Genomic DNA, 15,494 nt, shown 5'->3' with positions numbered 1-15,494 from the left:
CCGAACCGGTGCCGGTCCCGGTGACCGGGCCGGCCGCGGCGGCGACCCCGGCCCCGCCGAGCAGGGCCGCGGCGGTCAGGACACCGGCGGTGAGGACCTTGGAGTGCTGGACGTTCATGGTGCTCGTACCTCTCGAACCAGTGCGGAGGTTCGGCCACGCTGACTGCGTTCCCGGCTCCGTCGGTGAGAGGACGCCACAGCTCCCGCCGTTGTTACACCCCCTCTCCCCCTCGGCGATCAAGGACACAGGAGTCCTCGATCGCCGAGGGGTGGGGCGATCCCTGGGAGGGGCCACGTCCACCGGCCGATCCGTTGCCCCGCAGGGGTTCGCGGGCGGCGATGGCCCCTCACGCGGCGACCGCGCGGTAGGTCGCCAGCAGGTCCTGTCCCACCGAGTGCCAGTCGCGGCCCGCGACGGAGGCGCGGGCCCGGCCGGCCAGGGCGGCGCGGGCGGCGCCGTCGCGGTGGAGACCCTCCACGACGTCCCGCAGCCCCCGCCGGTCGCCGGGGGTGAAGAACACCCCGTTCACGCCGGGGTCGACGATGTCGAGCAGCCCGCCGGCGGCGGGCGCCACGACGGGGACGCCGCTGGCGAGGGCCTCCTGGGCGGTCTGGCAGAACGTCTCGTGCCGGCCGGTGTGCACGAACACGTCGAGCGAGGCGAACACCCGGGACAGTCCCGGGCCGCGGACCATCCCGAGGAACCGGGCGCCGGGCAGGACCCGCTGCAGGTGCGCGCGCTGCGGGCCGTCGCCGGCGACGACGAGGCGGACCCCGGGCAGCCCGTGCACGGACCGCAGCAGGTCGAGCTCCTTCTCCTTCGCCAGCCGCCCCACGTACCCGACGACGAGTTCACCGCGGGGGGCGAACCGGCGGTGCAGGTCGTCGTCGCGGAAGCGGGGGTGGAACCGTTCGACGTCGACGCCGCGGGGCCAGCGCGAGACATCGGGGAACCCGTGCGCGACGAGTTCGGCGCAGGCGTGCCGGCTCGGGGCGAGGGTGCGGGCGGCCATCTCGTGGACGCGTCGCAGCCAGCGCCACACGGCCTGCGACGCGCCGTGCCAGCCGTACCGCCGGGCGTAGCCGGGCAGGTCGGTCTGGTAGACGGCGACCGCGGGGACGCCGGCCCGCTGGGCGAGGGTGGCGGCCTGCGCGCCCAGGACGGCGGGGGCGGCCAGGTGGACGACGTCGGGGGCGAACTCGTGCAGGGTCTGGGCGAGGCGGAACCCGGGGACCGCGACCCGCTGCTCGGCGTAGCCCGGCAGCGGGGCGGAGGGGATGCGGACGACGCGGACGGGGTCGCCAGTGGACGGGGCGTGGTGGGACGGGCCGGGGCCCGGGGCCACGACGAGCGGCTGGTGCCCCTGGGCCCGGAGGTGGTCGACGACCTTCAGGACGGAGCCGGTGACCCCGTTGACCTGGGGCAGGAAGGACTCGGTGACGATCGCTACTCGCACGGCCCCCAGGGTGGCGGGGGGCCGGGGGCCGGGGCAGGTCCCGCCGGGCGGAGACCGGCTGAACGCCGCGCGAACTTCCCGGGTCGGCGCGGATCGGCCGATCACCTGAGATCGTTCCCAGGCAGCCTCTACAGTGGCGCCGTGGACGAGCTGCTGCCGACGGCGCTGGTGGACGACCTGACGGTCGAGGTGACCCGGCGCGCGGGTGAGCGGGTGGGGAGGATCTTCGCCCGCGCCCTGCGCGAGACGGTGGAACGGACCCCGACGGTGCGCGAGGACGGGACGGTGTTCGTCGTCACCGGCGACATCCCGGCCATGTGGCTGCGCGACTCGACCGCGCAGTGGCAGACCTACCTGCTGCTGCTGGACCGGGCCCCGGCCCTGGTCGACGTCATCGCCGGCGTCCTGCGCACCCAGTTCGCCGCGATCCGGCACGACCCGTACGCCAACGCCTTCAACGACGGCCCCACCGGCCGCTGCCACGAACCGGGCGACACCAGCGACGACCCGTGGCTGTGGGAGCGCAAGTACGAGGTGGACTCCCTGGCCTTCCCCGTGCTGCTGGCCCACCGGCTGCGCCGCGCCAGCGGCCGCGACGACCTGCTCGGGCCGGACGCGCACCCCGCGATGCGCGCGGTCGTCGACCTGTGGCGGCTGGAGCAGGACCACGAGGAGCGCTCCCCCTACCGCTTCGTGCGGCCCACCGACCTGCGCAGCGAGACCCTGGACCGCGACGGGCTGGGCACTCCCGTGGCCCGCACCGGCATGACCTGGTCCGGTTTCCGCCCCAGCGACGACGCGTGCGAGTACGGGTACAACGTCCCGGCGAACCTGTTCGCCGCGCGCGCCCTGGACCACGTGGCGAGCTTCGCGCGGGAGGTCTTCGCCGACCCCGCCCTGGCGCGGGACGCCGAGGACCTGGCCGGGCAGCTGCGGGCCGGCGTCGCCGCGCACGGGGTCGTGGACCACCCCGGGCACGGGCGGGTCTGGGCGTACGAGGTCGACGGGCTGGGCCACCACCTGCTGGCCGACGACGCGAACGTGCCGAGCCTGCTGTCGCTGCCGCTGCTGGGGGCGTGCGCGGCCGACGACCCGCTGTACGTGGCGACGCGGGCGCTGGTGCTCTCGGACGCGAACCCGTGGTTCCACCGGGGCTCGGCGGCGACCGGGATCGGCAGCCCGCACACCCCGGACCGCTACGTGTGGCCGATCGCGCTGTGCGTGCAGGCCCTGACGAGCGGCTCGCAGGAGGAGGCGGTGCGGACGCTGCGCCTGGTGGCCGACTGCGACGGCGGGACCGGCCGGGTGCACGAGGGCTTCCACGTCGACGACCCGTCGCGGTGGACGCGGGAGTGGTTCTCCTGGGCCGACTCGACGTTCTGCGAGCTGGCGCTGTCGCTGCTGGGGCTGCGGGTCACCGACCTCGACCGGTAGCGGCGTCGATGACGCCCGTCAGCCCGTCCCGCAGCCGTTCGAGCTCGGCGACGTCGACGCCGAGGGCCTCGACGACCTTGCCGGGCACCTCCAGGGCCCGTTCCCGCAGCGCCCACCCGGCGTCGGTGAGGGTCACCGCCAGCGTCCGCTGGTCCTCGGGCAGCCGCCGGCGTTCCAGCAGGCCGCTCGCCTCCAGGCGCTTGAGCAGCGGCGACAGCGTCGGCGGGTCGAGCTGGAGGGCTTCGCTCAGCTCGCGCACCGACATCGGCTCCCGGCCCCACAGGGCGAGCATCACGAGGTACTGCGGGTGGGTGAGGCCCAGCGGTTCCAGGACGGGCCGGTAGACGGACAGGACGGTGCGGGCGGCCACCACGAGGGCGAAGCAGACCTGCCGCTCCAGGGCGAGCGGGTCGGTGGTCTGCTCGGTCGTCATCCCCCCACGATACCGTTCGCGCGCGAACGGTTAGCGCACCACTCACACCGGGACGGGCGCCCCCAGCATCCCGAAGAGGTCCTTGGGGTCCTCCGGGGTGGCGACGAGGTCGACGTCCTCGGCGAAGGGGGTCCCCCGGACGGCGTCCCGGGCGTACGCCAGGACGCAGAAGTCCTCGATCGCGAACCCCACCGAGTCGAACACCGTGGTGCGGGTGGGGGCGGTGCGGCCCGGTCGTTCCCCGCGGACCACCTGCCACAGCTCGGTGACGGGGAAGTCGGCCGGGCGCTGCTGCACCTCCCCCTCGATCCGCGTCTGCGGCGCGTGCTCGACCACGACGTCGGCGTGGTCGAGGATCCGCGGGTCGAGCTCGGTCTTGCCCGGGCAGTCCCCGCCGATGGCGTTGACGTGCGCGCCGGGGGTCAGGTCCTCCAGGTGCAGGACGGTGGCGTTCTGCTTGTCGGCCGTGCAGGTGGTGACCAGCCCCACCCCCCGCACGGCCTGCGCCACCGAGGCGCAGACCTCGATCTCGAACCCCAGCGGGGCCAGGTTCCGCACGAGCTTCTCGACCGCCCCCGGGTCGACGTCGACGACCCGCAGCCGGCGCACGCCGAGCTGGGACCGCATCGCCAGGGCCTGGAACTCCGCCTGCGACCCGGCGCCCACCAGCGCCATGACGTCGACGTCCGGCGGGGCCAGCCAGCGGGCCGCGAGGGCGGAGGTGGCGGCGGTGCGCAGGGCCGTCAGCAGCGTCATCTCCGCCAGGAACGTCGGGTAGCCGGTGCGGACGTCGGCCAGCACGCCGAACGCCGCGACCGTCGGCAGGCCGTGGGCGGGGTTGCCCGGGTGACCGTTAACGTACTTGAACGCGTACTGCTCACCGTCGGTGGTGGGCATCAGCTCGATGACGCCGACGTCGCTGTGCGAGGCCAGCCGCGGGGTCCGCTCGAACTGCGGCCAGCGGCGGACGTCGCGCTCCAGCGCGTCGACGAGGCCGGCCAGGACGGTCTCGGGGCCGGTGGCCGTCACCCACCGGGCTGCGTTGCGCACGCTCAGGAACAACATGGGGCGAGGCTAGGAAGGGCCCACGAGCCCGGACAACCTCCGAACCGCGCGATCTGCCCGGTACGGGTGCGCGGATCGGGCACGGCGACCGAGCACACCGCCTAGATTCGGTCCATGGCCGACCTCGACGACCTGGACCGCCGGCTGCTGGCCGCGCTGCGCGCGGACGCTCGGGAACCCGCCGCGTCGCTGGCCCGCCGCCTGGGCGTGACCCGGGCCACCGTGACCCACCGGATCGCCCGGCTCCAGGCGAACGGCACGATCCTGGGTTTCACCACGCGGGTGCGCGAGGGGGCCGAGGGCGAGGTCCGGGCGATCTCGTTCATCGAGCTGGAGGGCCGGGCGACCGACCGGGTGATCCAGCGGCTGCGCGGCCTGCCGGAGGTCGTGTCGCTGCACACGACCAACGGCGGGTGGGACCTGGTGGCGGAGATCCGCACGACGTCCCTGGCCGACTTCGACCGGACGCTGGGGCGCATCCGGTCGGTCGAGGGCGTCGTGAACTCCGAGACGAGCCTGCTGCTGTCGTCGGTGCTCATGTGACCCCCGCCGCGGCGGGCCGCCTCAGATGCGGTCGCCCTCACCGGTCGCGGCGGCGATGTTGTTGTGGTTGCTCTGCACGTCGCGCGCGGCGTCGAGCAGCGCCAGGTTCAGCTTGTCGAGGTTCTGCTTGTACTCCTGCCAGGCCGTGCGGAACTGCTCGGAGTAGGTGCCGGTCCAGACCGCGGAGTTCACCCCGGACTCCACGGTGCTCTTGATGTCGAGGGCCTCCTGCGCCTTCTGGTTGAAGGTGCGGTGGAGGCTGGCGAGGGTGGACAGTTCGGCGCCGACGGTGGCCACGGCGGTTCTCCTTCGGGTCGGGGGACGTTCGGGACGACGGTAGGGCCGGTCCCGCGGCCCGGACGCCGGATCCGGTCACCACCACCCGCCTGCCACGCGCATCCGGGTGAGCGTGGGAACATCCCGTGGTGAGACGCAAGTTCAGCGTGCGGGACATCGCCGTCCAGGCGGGGCTGTCCGAGGCGACCGTCGACCGCGTGCTCCACGAACGGCCCGGGGTGCGGGCCGCGACGGTCGAGCAGGTGCGGCGCGCGGTCGAGGACCTCGAACGCCAGCGCTCGCAGGTGCGGCTCACGGGCCGGACGGTCATGTTCGACGTCGTCATGGCGGCCCCGCGGCGTTTCGCCGACGCCGTGCGCCGGGCCCTGGAGGTCGAACTGCCCTCGCTGCACCCGGCCACGGTCCGGGCACGGTTCCACACCTCCGCCGGGGCGGGGGGCGACTGGGTGGCCGCTGAACTCGAACGGGTGCTGCGCACCGGGTCCAACGGCGTCGTGCTCCAGTCCCCGGACCTGCCCGTGGTCCGCGAGGCCGTGGACGCCCTCGACCGGGCCCGCGTCCCGGTGGTCACCCTGGCCAGCGACCTGCCCGGCAGCAGCCGGCGCGGGTACGTGGGCGCCGACAACCGGGGCGCCGGGGCGACGGCGGCGTACCTGCTGACCCAGTGGGTGCCGGACCCCACCGAGACGGTCCTGGTGGTGCGCAGCCTCCAGCCGCAGGACTCCGAGCGGGAGCGGTGGCGGGGTTTCGAGGCGGCCCTGGCCCAGCTGGAGGGCTCGGTCCGGCCGGTGGTCGACGTCGTCGACGACGACCGCGACCCGCTCGTGCTGGAGGACGCCGTCGCCCGGGTCCTCGCCGGGCGCCCCGAACTGCGGGCCGTGTACTCGATGTGCGCCGGGGCCGGCGGCAACGCGGCCGTGGTCCGCGCCTTCGAGCGGGCGCGGACCCGGCCGGTCGCCTTCGTCGCGCACGACCTGGACGGGGAGAACGCCGACCTGCTGCGGCACGGCGAACTGTCCGCCGTGCTGCACCACGACCTGCGCAGCGACTGCCGGCACGCGTGCCGGATGCTGCTGCAGGCCCCCTACACGCGCTCCGAGCTCGTCGGGAGGGCGTCCCCCATCCAGATCGTCACGCCGTTCAACGTCCCTCTGGACGCCTGATCTCCTCCTCGGGGCCCTTCTCGCACAGCAGGAGCGACATCCCGGCGTAGGGCGCCAGCCAGACCCCGAAGCTCTTGAGGTCGTCGACCCAGCCGATCTCGGAGTCGTTGGACAGGTCGACGACGGGGACGCGCGGGGTGAAGAACTCCGACCGCACCGACCCCTCGATGGTCTCCGCGCCGAAGTTCAGGACGGTGACCTGCAGGGCGGGCCGTCCGGCGTGGTCGGCGGGGTCGAGCTCGTGGACCATCACCAGCATGCTCGGGTGCGCGACGGGCGGGATGTCGATCTGCCGCGCGGTGGCGATGCGGTGGTCGCGGCGGACCTGGAGGATCTCCCGCAGCCGGTTCGCGAAGGAGTTCTCGTCCGCGAGCTGCTCGGGCACCGTCCCGTACAGGGACCGGCCGACGGGAATGCCGGAGGCGGACGTCGTGGCCTCGGGGGCGACGCCCATGAGGTCGTGCCCGGCGCGCTCGATCCACCGGGTGTCCCCGGAGCTCAGCAGGGGTTTCACGCTCTCCACCGGCAGCGGCAGCATGCCGAGCAGGTCCCAGCCGGACAGGGCGAAGACCCCCGGCTGCCAGGCGTTGAACATCGCCATGAGCAGGTGGGCCCGCTTGACCTGCTCGACGTCCTCCTCGGTCAGCGCGTCCAGGTCGCGGTGCCCGCGGCTGGCGGCGATGACGCTGGCGCTCGTGCAGGCGATGCCGTTGGTCGTGAAGACGAGGTTGTAGGGGCCGTTCTCCCCGGTGATCCGGTCGACGAGGTCGGCGCGGATCGTCTCGGCGAGCTTCTCCCCGGTGATGGTGCCGCCGCGGAACTCGTACTCGTCCTCGGCGTGCCGGGTGGCCCAGTGGACGAGCTCGTAGGTGAGCTCGTCGTGGTTCTGCAGCGCGTGCACCAGGGAGGCGGGGTCGACGCCGAGTTCGAGGGCCTGGCGCAGGCACAGGCGCAGGAACTCGGTGTCCCCCGTCGCGACGGCGTGCTGGCACCCGGGCCGGGTGATGAAGTCGTAGGACAGGTCCGCGCCCACCTCGGAGGTGTCGCGGATGTCCTCGATGGTCAGGTTCAGCTCCTGGAACGTGAACCCGCCGACCTTGCGGACCATCCCGGCGATGAGGTGGTTGGCGGCCTCCGACAGCGGGTGCCCCTCGGACCACGCCGGGCCCTCGACGCTCTTCTCGACACCGAGGAAACCGTTGGCGTCCAGGCGCAGCGCGCTCGTCCCCAGGTCCCCCAGGGAGTGCAGGGCGTCACCGATGACGAGCTTCATCCCGGCGAAGGAGGGGTCGAGCCAGTTCACCGACGGCTGCCCCTGCTTGAAGTAGTGCAGGTAGACCCAGCGGCGGGTCACGCCGTCGACGCCCTCGACCTCGCGGGTCGCCGACCAGTTCGTCTCCTTGATGCCGGGGGCGTAGAAGATGACGCGCTGCAGCTGCCCGATGATGAAGCCCAGTTCCGACAGGGCCCCCTCGGAGGTCGCGTCGAGGTTCGCCGCGTCGTGGCCGGGGGGGACCTCGGGCAGCAGGCCCCAGTGCTCGCGCGGGATCTCCACCATGTGGTAGATCCCGGGGTAGTCCCCGAAGGCCATCTCGGCGAGGCGGAAGTCCGCGCCCTTGCCGGTGTGCCCGGGCACGATGTCGTCGATGACGCTGCCGTCGTGCTCGGCCGCGACCTCGCACAGGTGCCGGAACTCGCCCTCGGTGCCGAACATGGGGTCGATCTCGGTGGAGATGCGGTCGAAGTGGCCGTCGACGCTGGGGGTCTGCCGCCAGCCGTCGAGGCCGCCGGCGGCCTTCACGGGGCCGGTGTGGACGGCGTCGATGCCGATGCGCTGGAACGCCTCCCACAGCGCGGGGTCGCCCAGGGAGCCGAGGAAGGACCGTCCCGGGCGCGTCACGAGCGAGATGGGGTAGGCGGTGAACCACACCGCCGCCGTGTCGACCGCGCGCCGCGGGTCGGGCTTGGCGTAGGGGTTCTGCCACATGATCGACTGGCCGGAGAACTGCCGGCTGATCTTCTGGGCGTCGGCCAGCATGGACTGCGCGAGGAGCCACCGGACGTACTCGGGATTCGACCCGTCCGCCGGCCCCTCCCCGGCGGTGGGGCGCGGCGGCGCGTCGGTGCCGCGCAGCCGGGCCTGGGGGCGCGGGCGCCGCAACGAGCGGGGCCTGGCGGGGTAGCGCTGCTCGTCGTACGTGATCTCGCTCGGCTCGTGCTCGATCGGTTCGGCGATCTCAGCGGTCACGTCGGTCTCGTCCACGGACCTCACCCCACCACAGACCGGCCCGCTTCTCATCCGGAGGCGTTCGGGAGCCCGCCCGCCGTCCCGGGCGGTGGTACTGGTAACGGTTCTCAGTCGTGTTACGGTACGCCTCGTTCACAGCTCCCGACCAGGTTGGACCTCCCCCGTGCGCCGCAGCCCGCTGCTCGTCCTGACCGCCCTCCCCCTCTCCCTGACCCTGCTCGCCGCCTGCGGCGGCAGCTCCGCCGAGACCCCCGCCGCCCCCGCCGCCAGCTCCGGGGACGACCACCGCGCCGAGGCCGAGGCCACCGAGGTCGGCGCGGCCAAGGCCCGCGTGGCCGTCACCTACGACGGCGGCGTCCAGGTGCTCGACGCCGCCACCTTCGAGGTGCTGGCCGACCTGCCCTTCGACGGCTTCACCCGCCTCAACCCCGCCGGTGACGGCCGGCACGTCGTGGTCTCCGCCGCCGGCGGCTTCCACGTCGTCGACGCCGGCGCCTGGAGCGAGCCGCACGGCGACCACGCGCACTACTACACGGCCGAACCGCACGACACCGACGTGGTCTACGCGGCCGAGAAGCCCGGCCACGTCGTCCGCCACGCCGGCAAGACCACCCTGTTCGACGACGGCACCGGCCACGTCGTGTCCTTCGACTCCGAGCACGTCGCCCACGACGCCGTCGCCGAGGGCGAGGCCCGCGAGTACACCACCCCCGCCGCCCACCACGGCGTCGCCGTCGAACGCTCCGACGGCACGATGGTCGTGACCGAGGGCACCGAGGAGGCCCGCACGGGCATCCGCGTCCTCGACGCGCAGGACGAGCAGATCGCCGCGAACGACCAGTGCCCGAACACCCACGGCGAGACCGTCGCCGCCGACGAGACCGTCGTCATCGGCTGCAGCGACGGCGTGCTCGTCGTCAAGGGCACCGAGATCACCAAGGTCCAGAGCCCGGACGCCTACGGCCGCATCGGCAACCAGTGGGGCACCGACGAGTCCCCGATCGTCGTGGGCGACTACAAGTCGAACCCCGACGCCGAGGTCGACCTCACCACCCGCATCTCCCTCATCGACACGACCACCGCGACCCTGCGCCTGGTCGAACTGCCCGGCGGCACCTCCTACTGGTACCGCTCCATCGGCCGCGGCGAGAACGGCGAGGGCGTCGTGCTCGGCACCGACGGGCAGCTGCACCTCGTCGACACCGCCGCCGGCACCGTCACCCGCTCCACCCCGGTCGTCGACCCGTGGGAGGTCCAGGAGGACTGGCAGGCCCCCCAGCCGCAGGTGTTCACGATGGACGGCACCGCGTACGTCACCGAACCGGCGACGAAGGAGATCCACGCCGTCGACATCGAAACCGGCGAGGTCTACGCCAGCGGCACGCTGAAGGTGACCCCCAACGAGCTCACCGCCGTCCCCGGCGAGGTCACCGAGTGAGGTACCCCCTCCTGGGGGCCGGCGCCGCCCTCGCCCTGCTCGCCGGCTGCGGGTCCCCCGCGGCCGGCGAGCCGGACGGGCGGCTGTCGGTCGTGACGACCTCGCACCCGCTGGAGCACGTCGCGGCCGCCGTGGCCGGCGAGCGCGCCGACGTGAGCAACCTCGTCGCCCCCGGCGCGGACAGCCACGACGCCGACATCTCGACCCGGCAGCTGGCCGACCTCGTCGACGCCGACGTCGTGGTGCACCTGAGCTCCATGCAACCGGCCGTCGACGCCGCCCTGTCCTCCCGGCCCCCCGAGCACCTCGTCGACGCCGCGACCTACGCCGACCTCGACCGGGACCCGCACTTCTGGCTCGACCCGACGCTGATGGCCGAGCTCGGCGACGACGTCGCCGACGAGCTCACGGAGGTGGACCCCTCCGGGGAGGAGGCCTACCGCGCCGGGGCGGCGGCCCTGCGGCGGGAGATGACGGACCTCGACGCCGACTACGCCGCGGCCCTGGCCCCGTGCCGGGGCGCCGCCCTCGTCACCTCCCACGAGGCGTTCGGGTACCTCGCCGACCGGTACGGCCTGCGGCAGATCGGCATCGCCGGGATCGACCCGTCCGTCGAACCGTCCCCGGCCCGCGTCCGCGACGTCCTGGCCGTGGCCCGGGACAACTCCGTGCGGACCATCTTCTTCGAGTCGTCGGCCAACCCGGCCGTCGCCGAGAAGCTGGCCACCGAGCTGGGCGTGAGGACGTCCGTGCTGCACCCCGTCGAGCGGGTGGACGAGGGCGAGGACTACCTGGGCCTCATGCGGCAGAACCTGACGGCCCTGCAGGACGGGCTGGCCTGCTGACGGAGGCCACCTCCAGCAGTTCCCGCGCCGGGCCCGGCGCCATCCGCGCCGCGCCCGTCCACACCGCGCGCAGCGTCCGGCGCAGGTCCAGGCCCTGCACGGCCACCACGGCCAGCCGCCCGGCGTCCAGGTCGTCGGCCACCGCGAGGCGGCTGAGCACCGCCACCCCGGCCCCGGCGCGGACGGCCTCGCGCACGCTCGTCGCGGTCGTCAGCTCGACCGCCGGGGACACCGGGACGACACCGGCCGCCGCGAACGCCCGCCCCAGGACGTCGCGGGTCCCCGAGCCGGTCTCCCGCGAGACCAGCGCGGTGGCGGCCAGCTCGGCCGCGTCCACGGGCCGACGGCGCCGGGTCCACGGGTGCGCGGGGGCGACCACCACGACGAGGTGGTCGTCCAGGAGCTCGCGGCTGCGCACGCTGCGCGGCACCGCCGGCCCCTCCACGAACCCCAGGTCGGCGTCGCCGTCCTGCACCGCGGCCAGCACGCGCACCGAGTTCGTCGCCACCAGCTCCACCGCGTGCGGCGGCGTCCCGGCCGCCTCGGCGCGCTGGCGCAGGACCAGCAGCCACCGCGGGAGCAGGTGCTCGGCGATCGTCATGCTGGAGGCCACCCGCACCCGCGCCGCCCGGTCGGCGCGCAGGGTGCCGATGCCCTCGGCGACCTCCGTGGCGACCTCCAGCAACCGCGCCGCCCAGCCGGCCAGGACCGTGCCCGCCGCCGTCGGCGCCGACCCCTGGCGGCTGCGGTGCAGCAGCGCCACCCCCACCTGGGACTCCATGGCGCGCAACCGGTCCGAGGCCGCCTGCTGCGTCAGCCCCACGGCGCGGGCCCCGCGCCCGATCGACCCGGCCTCGACGACCGCGACGAGCAGCCGCAGCGAGGTCAGGTCGGGGACGCGCTCGAGGGTCACCGGCGCAGGGTAGTCGGGCGGGGACACCGCGCGGGCAGGTCGCGCGGGAGATGATGTGCCGGTGAGTTCCGCCGACCCCGCCCTCCTGCTGCGCCTGGTCACCCGCGCCGTCGACGCCGTCGGCGACGCCGGGGGTTTCGCCGGCGCGAGCGCGGAACTGGCCCGCTTCGACGCCGAGCAGGCCCGGGTCGTCCTCGGCTGGGTCCTGCGCCGCGCCCTGGAGGAACGCCACCCCGACGGCCTCGACGCCGACGACCTGCGGGACGCGGTCGCCGCGACGGCGCGCGCCGCGCAGTGGTTCGACGGCCTGGACCCGCGGATCCTCGTCGTCGTCCTGACCGCGGCCCTGGGCGAGCACCCCGACCCCGAGGAGGTCCCCCGGCTCGGTCACGCGCTCGTGCTGCAGCACTCCCTGCTGCTGGTGCACGACCTGGCGACCGGGCCGGGGCGTCCCCTGCGGCGAGCCCTCGACGCGGCCCTGTCGGAGGTCCACCGGGCCGAGACGATGGAGATGCCCTGACCCCGTGACCGCGCGGGCGCCTCAGCCGTTGAGCACGGGGTGGGACGACGACCGGTTCCGCTTGCGCAGCACGGCGGGACGGCCGTCCTCGGCGGCCTCGTGGACGGCGCGGACCTCGGCGGCGCTGCGGGCGTCCAGCGCCCGCTCGACCGCCGCCAGGTCCACCTCCCCGTGCCACTCCCGCACCTCGGCGAGGTGCTCGTTGCGGCCCTCCTCGGGCGCGACGGGCAGGCCGTGGCGCGCGGCGAGGCCGTACAGCGCGAACACCTGCTCCCCGTGGCGCAGGGCGTAGGAGTCCAGGAACGACGGCGTCAGCAGTCCCTGGTGGGCGGTGAACTCGAGGTCCCTCAGGACCTGGTGGAGCGGTTTCACGGATTCCTCCTCAGCACCGTTGCTCAGCGGTCCTCCGCCGGACCGTGCCGGACCATCGGACGACCCCGGTCCGGGGTTGAGGGTTCCGGCCCGGGTTCACCCCTCCGGCGCAACGACCCGCTCGACGTGCAGCGGCAGACCGCCCTTCGGGCGCAACGTCACCAGCGCGTCCACCGCCGGTTCCGGGCCCGCCGGGCGCACCGTGTGGGTGCGCAGCAGCGCCGCCAGGACCAGCACCTCCTCGACCAGCGCGAGGTCGCGGCCGATGCACAACCGGGGCCCCGCCCCGAACGGCACGTAGTGGTCGTGCCGGGCGCCGTCGAGGAACCGCTCGGGGCGGAACTCCCCCGGCGCCTCCCACAGCTCGGGGTCGCGGTGCAGCGCCCACGTGCAGACGATGACGAGCGTGCCCGCCGGGACCGGCACCCCGGCGACCTCGTCGTCGGCCAGCGCGGTGCGGGTGATGACCCAGGCCGGGGGGAACAGCCGCAGCGCCTCGTCGACGACGGCGCGCAGGTACGGCAGCCGGGGCAGGTCGTCCCACGTCGGGACGCCGCCGAGCGCCACGGCCTCCGCCCGCGCCCGGTCCAGGGCGGCCCGGTGGCGCGAGAGCAGGTGCAGGGTCCAGGTCAGGGAGCTGGCGACGGTCTCGTGCCCGGCCACCACGAACGTCACGAGCTCGTCGCGGACCTGCCGGTCGTCCATCCCGGCGGCCAGCATGAGGCCCACGAGGTCGCGGGGGTCGTCGAGGCCGCGGTCGGCCCGCCGCTGCACGACGCGGGCGCAGACCTCGTCGACGGTGGCGACCGCGCGGGCCAGCCGGCGCCGGGAGGGGGTGGGCCAGGACGCGGGGACGGGGCTGGCGGCGCGCCGCACGACGACCTCCAGCGCGCGGCCCACGGCCTCGACCAGCAACGGGGCGTCGGCCGACAGGTCGGCGGCGGCGAGGGTGTGGCCCACGACCTCCAGCCCGGCGCGGGAGGTGGCGTCCAGCACCTCCATCGGGGTCCCGGCGGGCAGGGCGTCGGCCTCGGCGGCCAGCCGCAGGCCGGCGCGGACGGCGTGCCCGGCGACGTCGCGCAGGCCGCCGTGGTGGAAGGCGGGCTGGACGACGCGGCGGTGGGCCCGCCACCGGACGCCGTCCCCCGCGAGCAGCCCGGGGCCGGTCACGGTGGCCAGGGCCGAGTACTGGATCGTCGCCTTGCCGTAGCCGCGGGCGTTCTCGACGAGCACCCGCCGGACCCCGGCGGGGTCGGCCAGCACCAGCACGGGGGTGCGGGGCAGCGGGATCGCCGCCGCGCGGCCGTGCCGGGCGGTGACGTCGGTGAGGAAGAGGTGCGGGGCCCGCAGGATCCGCGGGACCGAGCGCACCATGTCCCACGGCAGCGGGCCGGGGACGTCGAGCGGGGAGTACCGGTTCAGAGGTACAGCCCGGTCCCGCCGTCCGCCTCGCCCGGCGCGGCGACCGCGTGCAGGTCGCGTTCACGCAGCAGCGTGTACCCCTTGCCGTGCAGCTCGACCTCGGCCTTGTCCTCGGGGTCGAACAGCACCTTGTCGCCGGTGGCGACCTGGCGGACGTGCGGGCCGACGGCCACGACCGCGGCCCAGCTGAGCCGGCGGCCGACGGCGGCCGTGGCGGGGATGAGGATGCCCGCCGAGGACTTGCGCTCGGCGGCGTCGTCCGGGAGCACCAGCACGCGGTCGTGCAGCATCCGGACGGGCAGCTGGTCGGCGGCGGACACCGGTCAGCGGCGCTTGCGGACGGCGCGGACCACCAGGAACGTGGTGACCCCCAGGACGGCCACGCCGACGGCGGCGACGCGCTCGACGCGCAGACCACCGCGGTGGTCGAAGACGAACCCCTCGACGCGGCCGCGCGCGGTGGCCAGCGACCGCTGGGCGATCGAGGCCGGGGCGAGCCGGGAGGTCAGCTCGTCGATGGTGCCCGCGAGCTGGGCACGACGCGCCTCGACCTCGCGCTCGAGGGCGCGCGGGTCGCTGGTCGTGATCTCGGCCTTGCCGTCGCTGGCCGCCACGGCCACCTCCTGAATCACCCTGACTGAATCACGCTGAGTTGCCCTGAGTTGCTAGGACGTCCCGCGAACCGTACCCGAGACCGGCCCTGGCCTCCCGGTGGGGGCGCCGAGCCCGGGCGCGGCGGGGCTATCGTCGCCGTCCATGACGCGTCTCGTCCCCGGTGACCTCGCCCCCGACTTCACGCTGACCGCCCACGACGGGTCCACGGTCACGTTGAGGGAACTGCTGGCCGACACCGGCCGGCACGTCGTCGTGTACTTCTACCCGGCCGCGATGACGCCGGGGTGCACCACGCAGGCGTGCGACTTCCGCGACTCCCTCGACGCGCTGAACGCCTCCGGGTACACCGTCGTGGGCGTCTCGAAGGACCCCGTCGACAAGCTCGCGCAGTTCGCCGAGCGCGACGGCCTCACCTTCAAGCTGCTGTCCGACCCCGACCACGCGGTCCTGGAGGCGTACGGGGCGTGGGGTGAGAAGACGAACTACGGCCGCACCTCCGTCGGGGTGGTCCGCTCGACCGTGGTCGTGGGCCCGGACGGGGTCGTGGAGCTGGCGCAGTACAACGTGAAGGCCACCGGCCACGTCGCGAAGCTGCGCCGCGACCTCGGGCTGGACGCCGCGGGCCAGTAGTCTGGCCCGCGAGCGGGAGTGGTGTAACTGGCAGCCACGCAGGATTTAGGTTCCTGTGCCTCCGGGCGTGAGGGTTCGAGTCCCTTCTCCCGCACCCCG

General features: G+C 74.6%; 17 protein-coding genes and 1 tRNA gene. 8 read left to right on the top strand and 10 right to left on the bottom strand.

All coding sequences use genetic code 11. The annotated features are described in order from the left end of the window. Positions 1-347: 347 nt before the first annotated feature. On the bottom strand, positions 348-1,457 hold the full coding sequence (locus ACRYRX_RS17345; RefSeq protein WP_432513781.1) for a glycosyltransferase family 4 protein: 1,110 nt from the start codon (positions 1,455-1,457) through the stop codon (positions 348-350). Between the two features lie 141 nt (positions 1,458-1,598). On the opposite strand from ACRYRX_RS17345, the gene ACRYRX_RS17340 reads away from it, so the two are divergent. Then, entirely contained in the window at positions 1,599-2,891 is a 1,293-nt protein-coding gene (locus ACRYRX_RS17340) for a glycoside hydrolase family 125 protein (protein ID WP_432513779.1), read from the top strand. On the opposite strand, the gene ACRYRX_RS17335 is transcribed toward ACRYRX_RS17340, so the two are convergent. Together ACRYRX_RS17335 and ACRYRX_RS17330 are read right to left on the bottom strand one after the other, a co-directional pair. Beyond that, positions 2,872-3,324 carry a MarR family winged helix-turn-helix transcriptional regulator gene (locus ACRYRX_RS17335; protein ID WP_432513776.1) on the bottom strand — a complete coding sequence of 151 codons (453 nt, stop codon included), beginning with the start codon at positions 3,322-3,324 and terminating at the stop codon, positions 2,872-2,874. The genes ACRYRX_RS17340 and ACRYRX_RS17335 overlap by 20 nt on opposite strands. 42 nt (positions 3,325-3,366) lie before the next feature. Then, entirely contained in the window at positions 3,367-4,389 is a 1,023-nt protein-coding gene (locus ACRYRX_RS17330) for an ornithine cyclodeaminase (RefSeq protein ID WP_432513773.1), read from the bottom strand. Positions 4,390-4,503: 114 nt separating this feature from the next. Here ACRYRX_RS17330 and ACRYRX_RS17325 point away from each other — a divergent pair, with 114 nt between their 5' ends. After that, positions 4,504-4,932 (top strand): Lrp/AsnC family transcriptional regulator, encoded by a 429-nt coding sequence (locus ACRYRX_RS17325; RefSeq protein ID WP_432513771.1) that lies wholly within the window; start codon positions 4,504-4,506, stop codon positions 4,930-4,932. Positions 4,933-4,953: 21 nt separating this feature from the next. Here ACRYRX_RS17325 and ACRYRX_RS17320 read toward each other — a convergent pair whose 3' ends face one another. Continuing rightward, complete coding sequence (locus tag ACRYRX_RS17320; protein WP_432513769.1) at positions 4,954-5,229, bottom strand: WXG100 family type VII secretion target; 276 nt, start codon at positions 5,227-5,229, stop codon at positions 4,954-4,956. A 128-nt stretch (positions 5,230-5,357) separates the two neighbouring features. Between ACRYRX_RS17320 and ACRYRX_RS17315 the strand changes: the two genes are divergently transcribed. Next, entirely contained in the window at positions 5,358-6,392 is a 1,035-nt protein-coding gene (locus ACRYRX_RS17315; RefSeq protein WP_432513767.1) for a LacI family DNA-binding transcriptional regulator, read from the top strand. On the opposite strand, the gene treS is transcribed toward ACRYRX_RS17315, so the two are convergent. Further along, positions 6,370-8,691 carry a maltose alpha-D-glucosyltransferase gene (gene treS / locus ACRYRX_RS17310; RefSeq protein WP_432513764.1) on the bottom strand — a complete coding sequence of 774 codons (2,322 nt, stop codon included), beginning with the start codon at positions 8,689-8,691 and terminating at the stop codon, positions 6,370-6,372. The genes ACRYRX_RS17315 and treS overlap by 23 nt on opposite strands. A gap of 112 nt (positions 8,692-8,803) precedes the next feature. Here treS and aztD point away from each other — a divergent pair, with 112 nt between their 5' ends. Both aztD and ACRYRX_RS17300 read left to right on the top strand, forming a co-directional pair. Continuing rightward, complete coding sequence (gene aztD, locus ACRYRX_RS17305) at positions 8,804-10,078, top strand: zinc metallochaperone AztD (protein ID WP_432513762.1); 1,275 nt, start codon at positions 8,804-8,806, stop codon at positions 10,076-10,078. Beyond that, a complete protein-coding gene (locus ACRYRX_RS17300; RefSeq protein WP_432513760.1) occupies positions 10,075-10,923 on the top strand; it encodes a metal ABC transporter substrate-binding protein in 849 nt (282 codons plus the stop codon). Before aztD ends, ACRYRX_RS17300 begins: the two co-directional genes overlap by 4 nt. Here ACRYRX_RS17300 and ACRYRX_RS17295 read toward each other — a convergent pair. After that, positions 10,877-11,836 carry a LysR family transcriptional regulator gene (locus ACRYRX_RS17295; RefSeq protein ID WP_432513758.1) on the bottom strand — a complete coding sequence of 320 codons (960 nt, stop codon included), beginning with the start codon at positions 11,834-11,836 and terminating at the stop codon, positions 10,877-10,879. The genes ACRYRX_RS17300 and ACRYRX_RS17295 overlap by 47 nt on opposite strands. 61 nt (positions 11,837-11,897) lie before the next feature. Here ACRYRX_RS17295 and ACRYRX_RS17290 point away from each other — a divergent pair, with 61 nt between their 5' ends. Then, complete coding sequence (locus tag ACRYRX_RS17290) at positions 11,898-12,356, top strand: hypothetical protein (protein WP_432513755.1); 459 nt, start codon at positions 11,898-11,900, stop codon at positions 12,354-12,356. Between the two features lie 21 nt (positions 12,357-12,377). Here ACRYRX_RS17290 and ACRYRX_RS17285 read toward each other — a convergent pair whose 3' ends face one another. The 4 genes from ACRYRX_RS17285 to ACRYRX_RS17270 all read right to left on the bottom strand — a co-directional run bounded on the left by ACRYRX_RS17285 (position 12,378) and on the right by ACRYRX_RS17270 (position 14,764). Continuing rightward, positions 12,378-12,728, bottom strand: coding sequence for a hypothetical protein (locus ACRYRX_RS17285; RefSeq protein WP_432513753.1), 351 nt, complete (start codon positions 12,726-12,728; stop codon positions 12,378-12,380). A gap of 96 nt (positions 12,729-12,824) precedes the next feature. Beyond that, positions 12,825-14,114: a cytochrome P450 gene (locus ACRYRX_RS17280; RefSeq protein WP_432513787.1), complete on the bottom strand. Its 1,290-nt coding sequence runs from the start codon at positions 14,112-14,114 to the stop codon at positions 12,825-12,827. A gap of 32 nt (positions 14,115-14,146) precedes the next feature. Beyond that, positions 14,147-14,440, bottom strand: a complete 294-nt coding sequence (locus ACRYRX_RS17275; RefSeq protein ID WP_432513784.1) for a GroES family chaperonin — start codon at positions 14,438-14,440, stop codon at positions 14,147-14,149. A gap of 33 nt (positions 14,441-14,473) precedes the next feature. After that, complete coding sequence (locus ACRYRX_RS17270) at positions 14,474-14,764, bottom strand: DUF3618 domain-containing protein (RefSeq protein WP_432513750.1); 291 nt, start codon at positions 14,762-14,764, stop codon at positions 14,474-14,476. Between the two features lie 142 nt (positions 14,765-14,906). On the opposite strand from ACRYRX_RS17270, the gene bcp reads away from it, so the two are divergent. Together bcp and ACRYRX_RS17260 are read left to right on the top strand one after the other, a co-directional pair. Then, positions 14,907-15,395, top strand: coding sequence for a thioredoxin-dependent thiol peroxidase (gene bcp, locus ACRYRX_RS17265; RefSeq protein WP_432513748.1), 489 nt, complete (start codon positions 14,907-14,909; stop codon positions 15,393-15,395). 12 nt (positions 15,396-15,407) lie between these two features. Next, positions 15,408-15,489: transfer RNA gene (locus ACRYRX_RS17260), tRNA-Leu, on the top strand. Positions 15,490-15,494: the final 5 nt, after the last annotated feature.

This window comes from Kineococcus lubricus (assembly GCF_050871965.1).
In the GTDB taxonomy this organism is placed as follows: Bacteria; Actinomycetota; Actinomycetes; order Actinomycetales; family Kineococcaceae; genus Kineococcus.
The sequence above is the reverse complement of the archived record's forward strand: the minus strand, read 5'-3'. Positions and strand labels throughout refer to the sequence as shown.

What these genes read in the sequence shown, in the direction of transcription:
- bcp (WP_432513748.1), top strand. Translation starts at nt 14,907, where the DNA reads ATGACGCGTCTCGTCCCCGGTGACCTCGCCCCCGACTTCACGCTGACC.
- ACRYRX_RS17330 (WP_432513773.1), bottom strand. Translation starts at nt 4,389, where the DNA reads ATGTTGTTCCTGAGCGTGCGCAACGCAGCCCGGTGGGTGACGGCCACC.
- treS (WP_432513764.1), bottom strand. Translation starts at nt 8,691, where the DNA reads ATGAGAAGCGGGCCGGTCTGTGGTGGGGTGAGGTCCGTGGACGAGACC.
- ACRYRX_RS17275 (WP_432513784.1), bottom strand. Translation starts at nt 14,440, where the DNA reads ATGCTGCACGACCGCGTGCTGGTGCTCCCGGACGACGCCGCCGAGCGC.
- ACRYRX_RS17335 (WP_432513776.1), bottom strand. Translation starts at nt 3,324, where the DNA reads ATGACGACCGAGCAGACCACCGACCCGCTCGCCCTGGAGCGGCAGGTC.
- ACRYRX_RS17325 (WP_432513771.1), top strand. Translation starts at nt 4,504, where the DNA reads ATGGCCGACCTCGACGACCTGGACCGCCGGCTGCTGGCCGCGCTGCGC.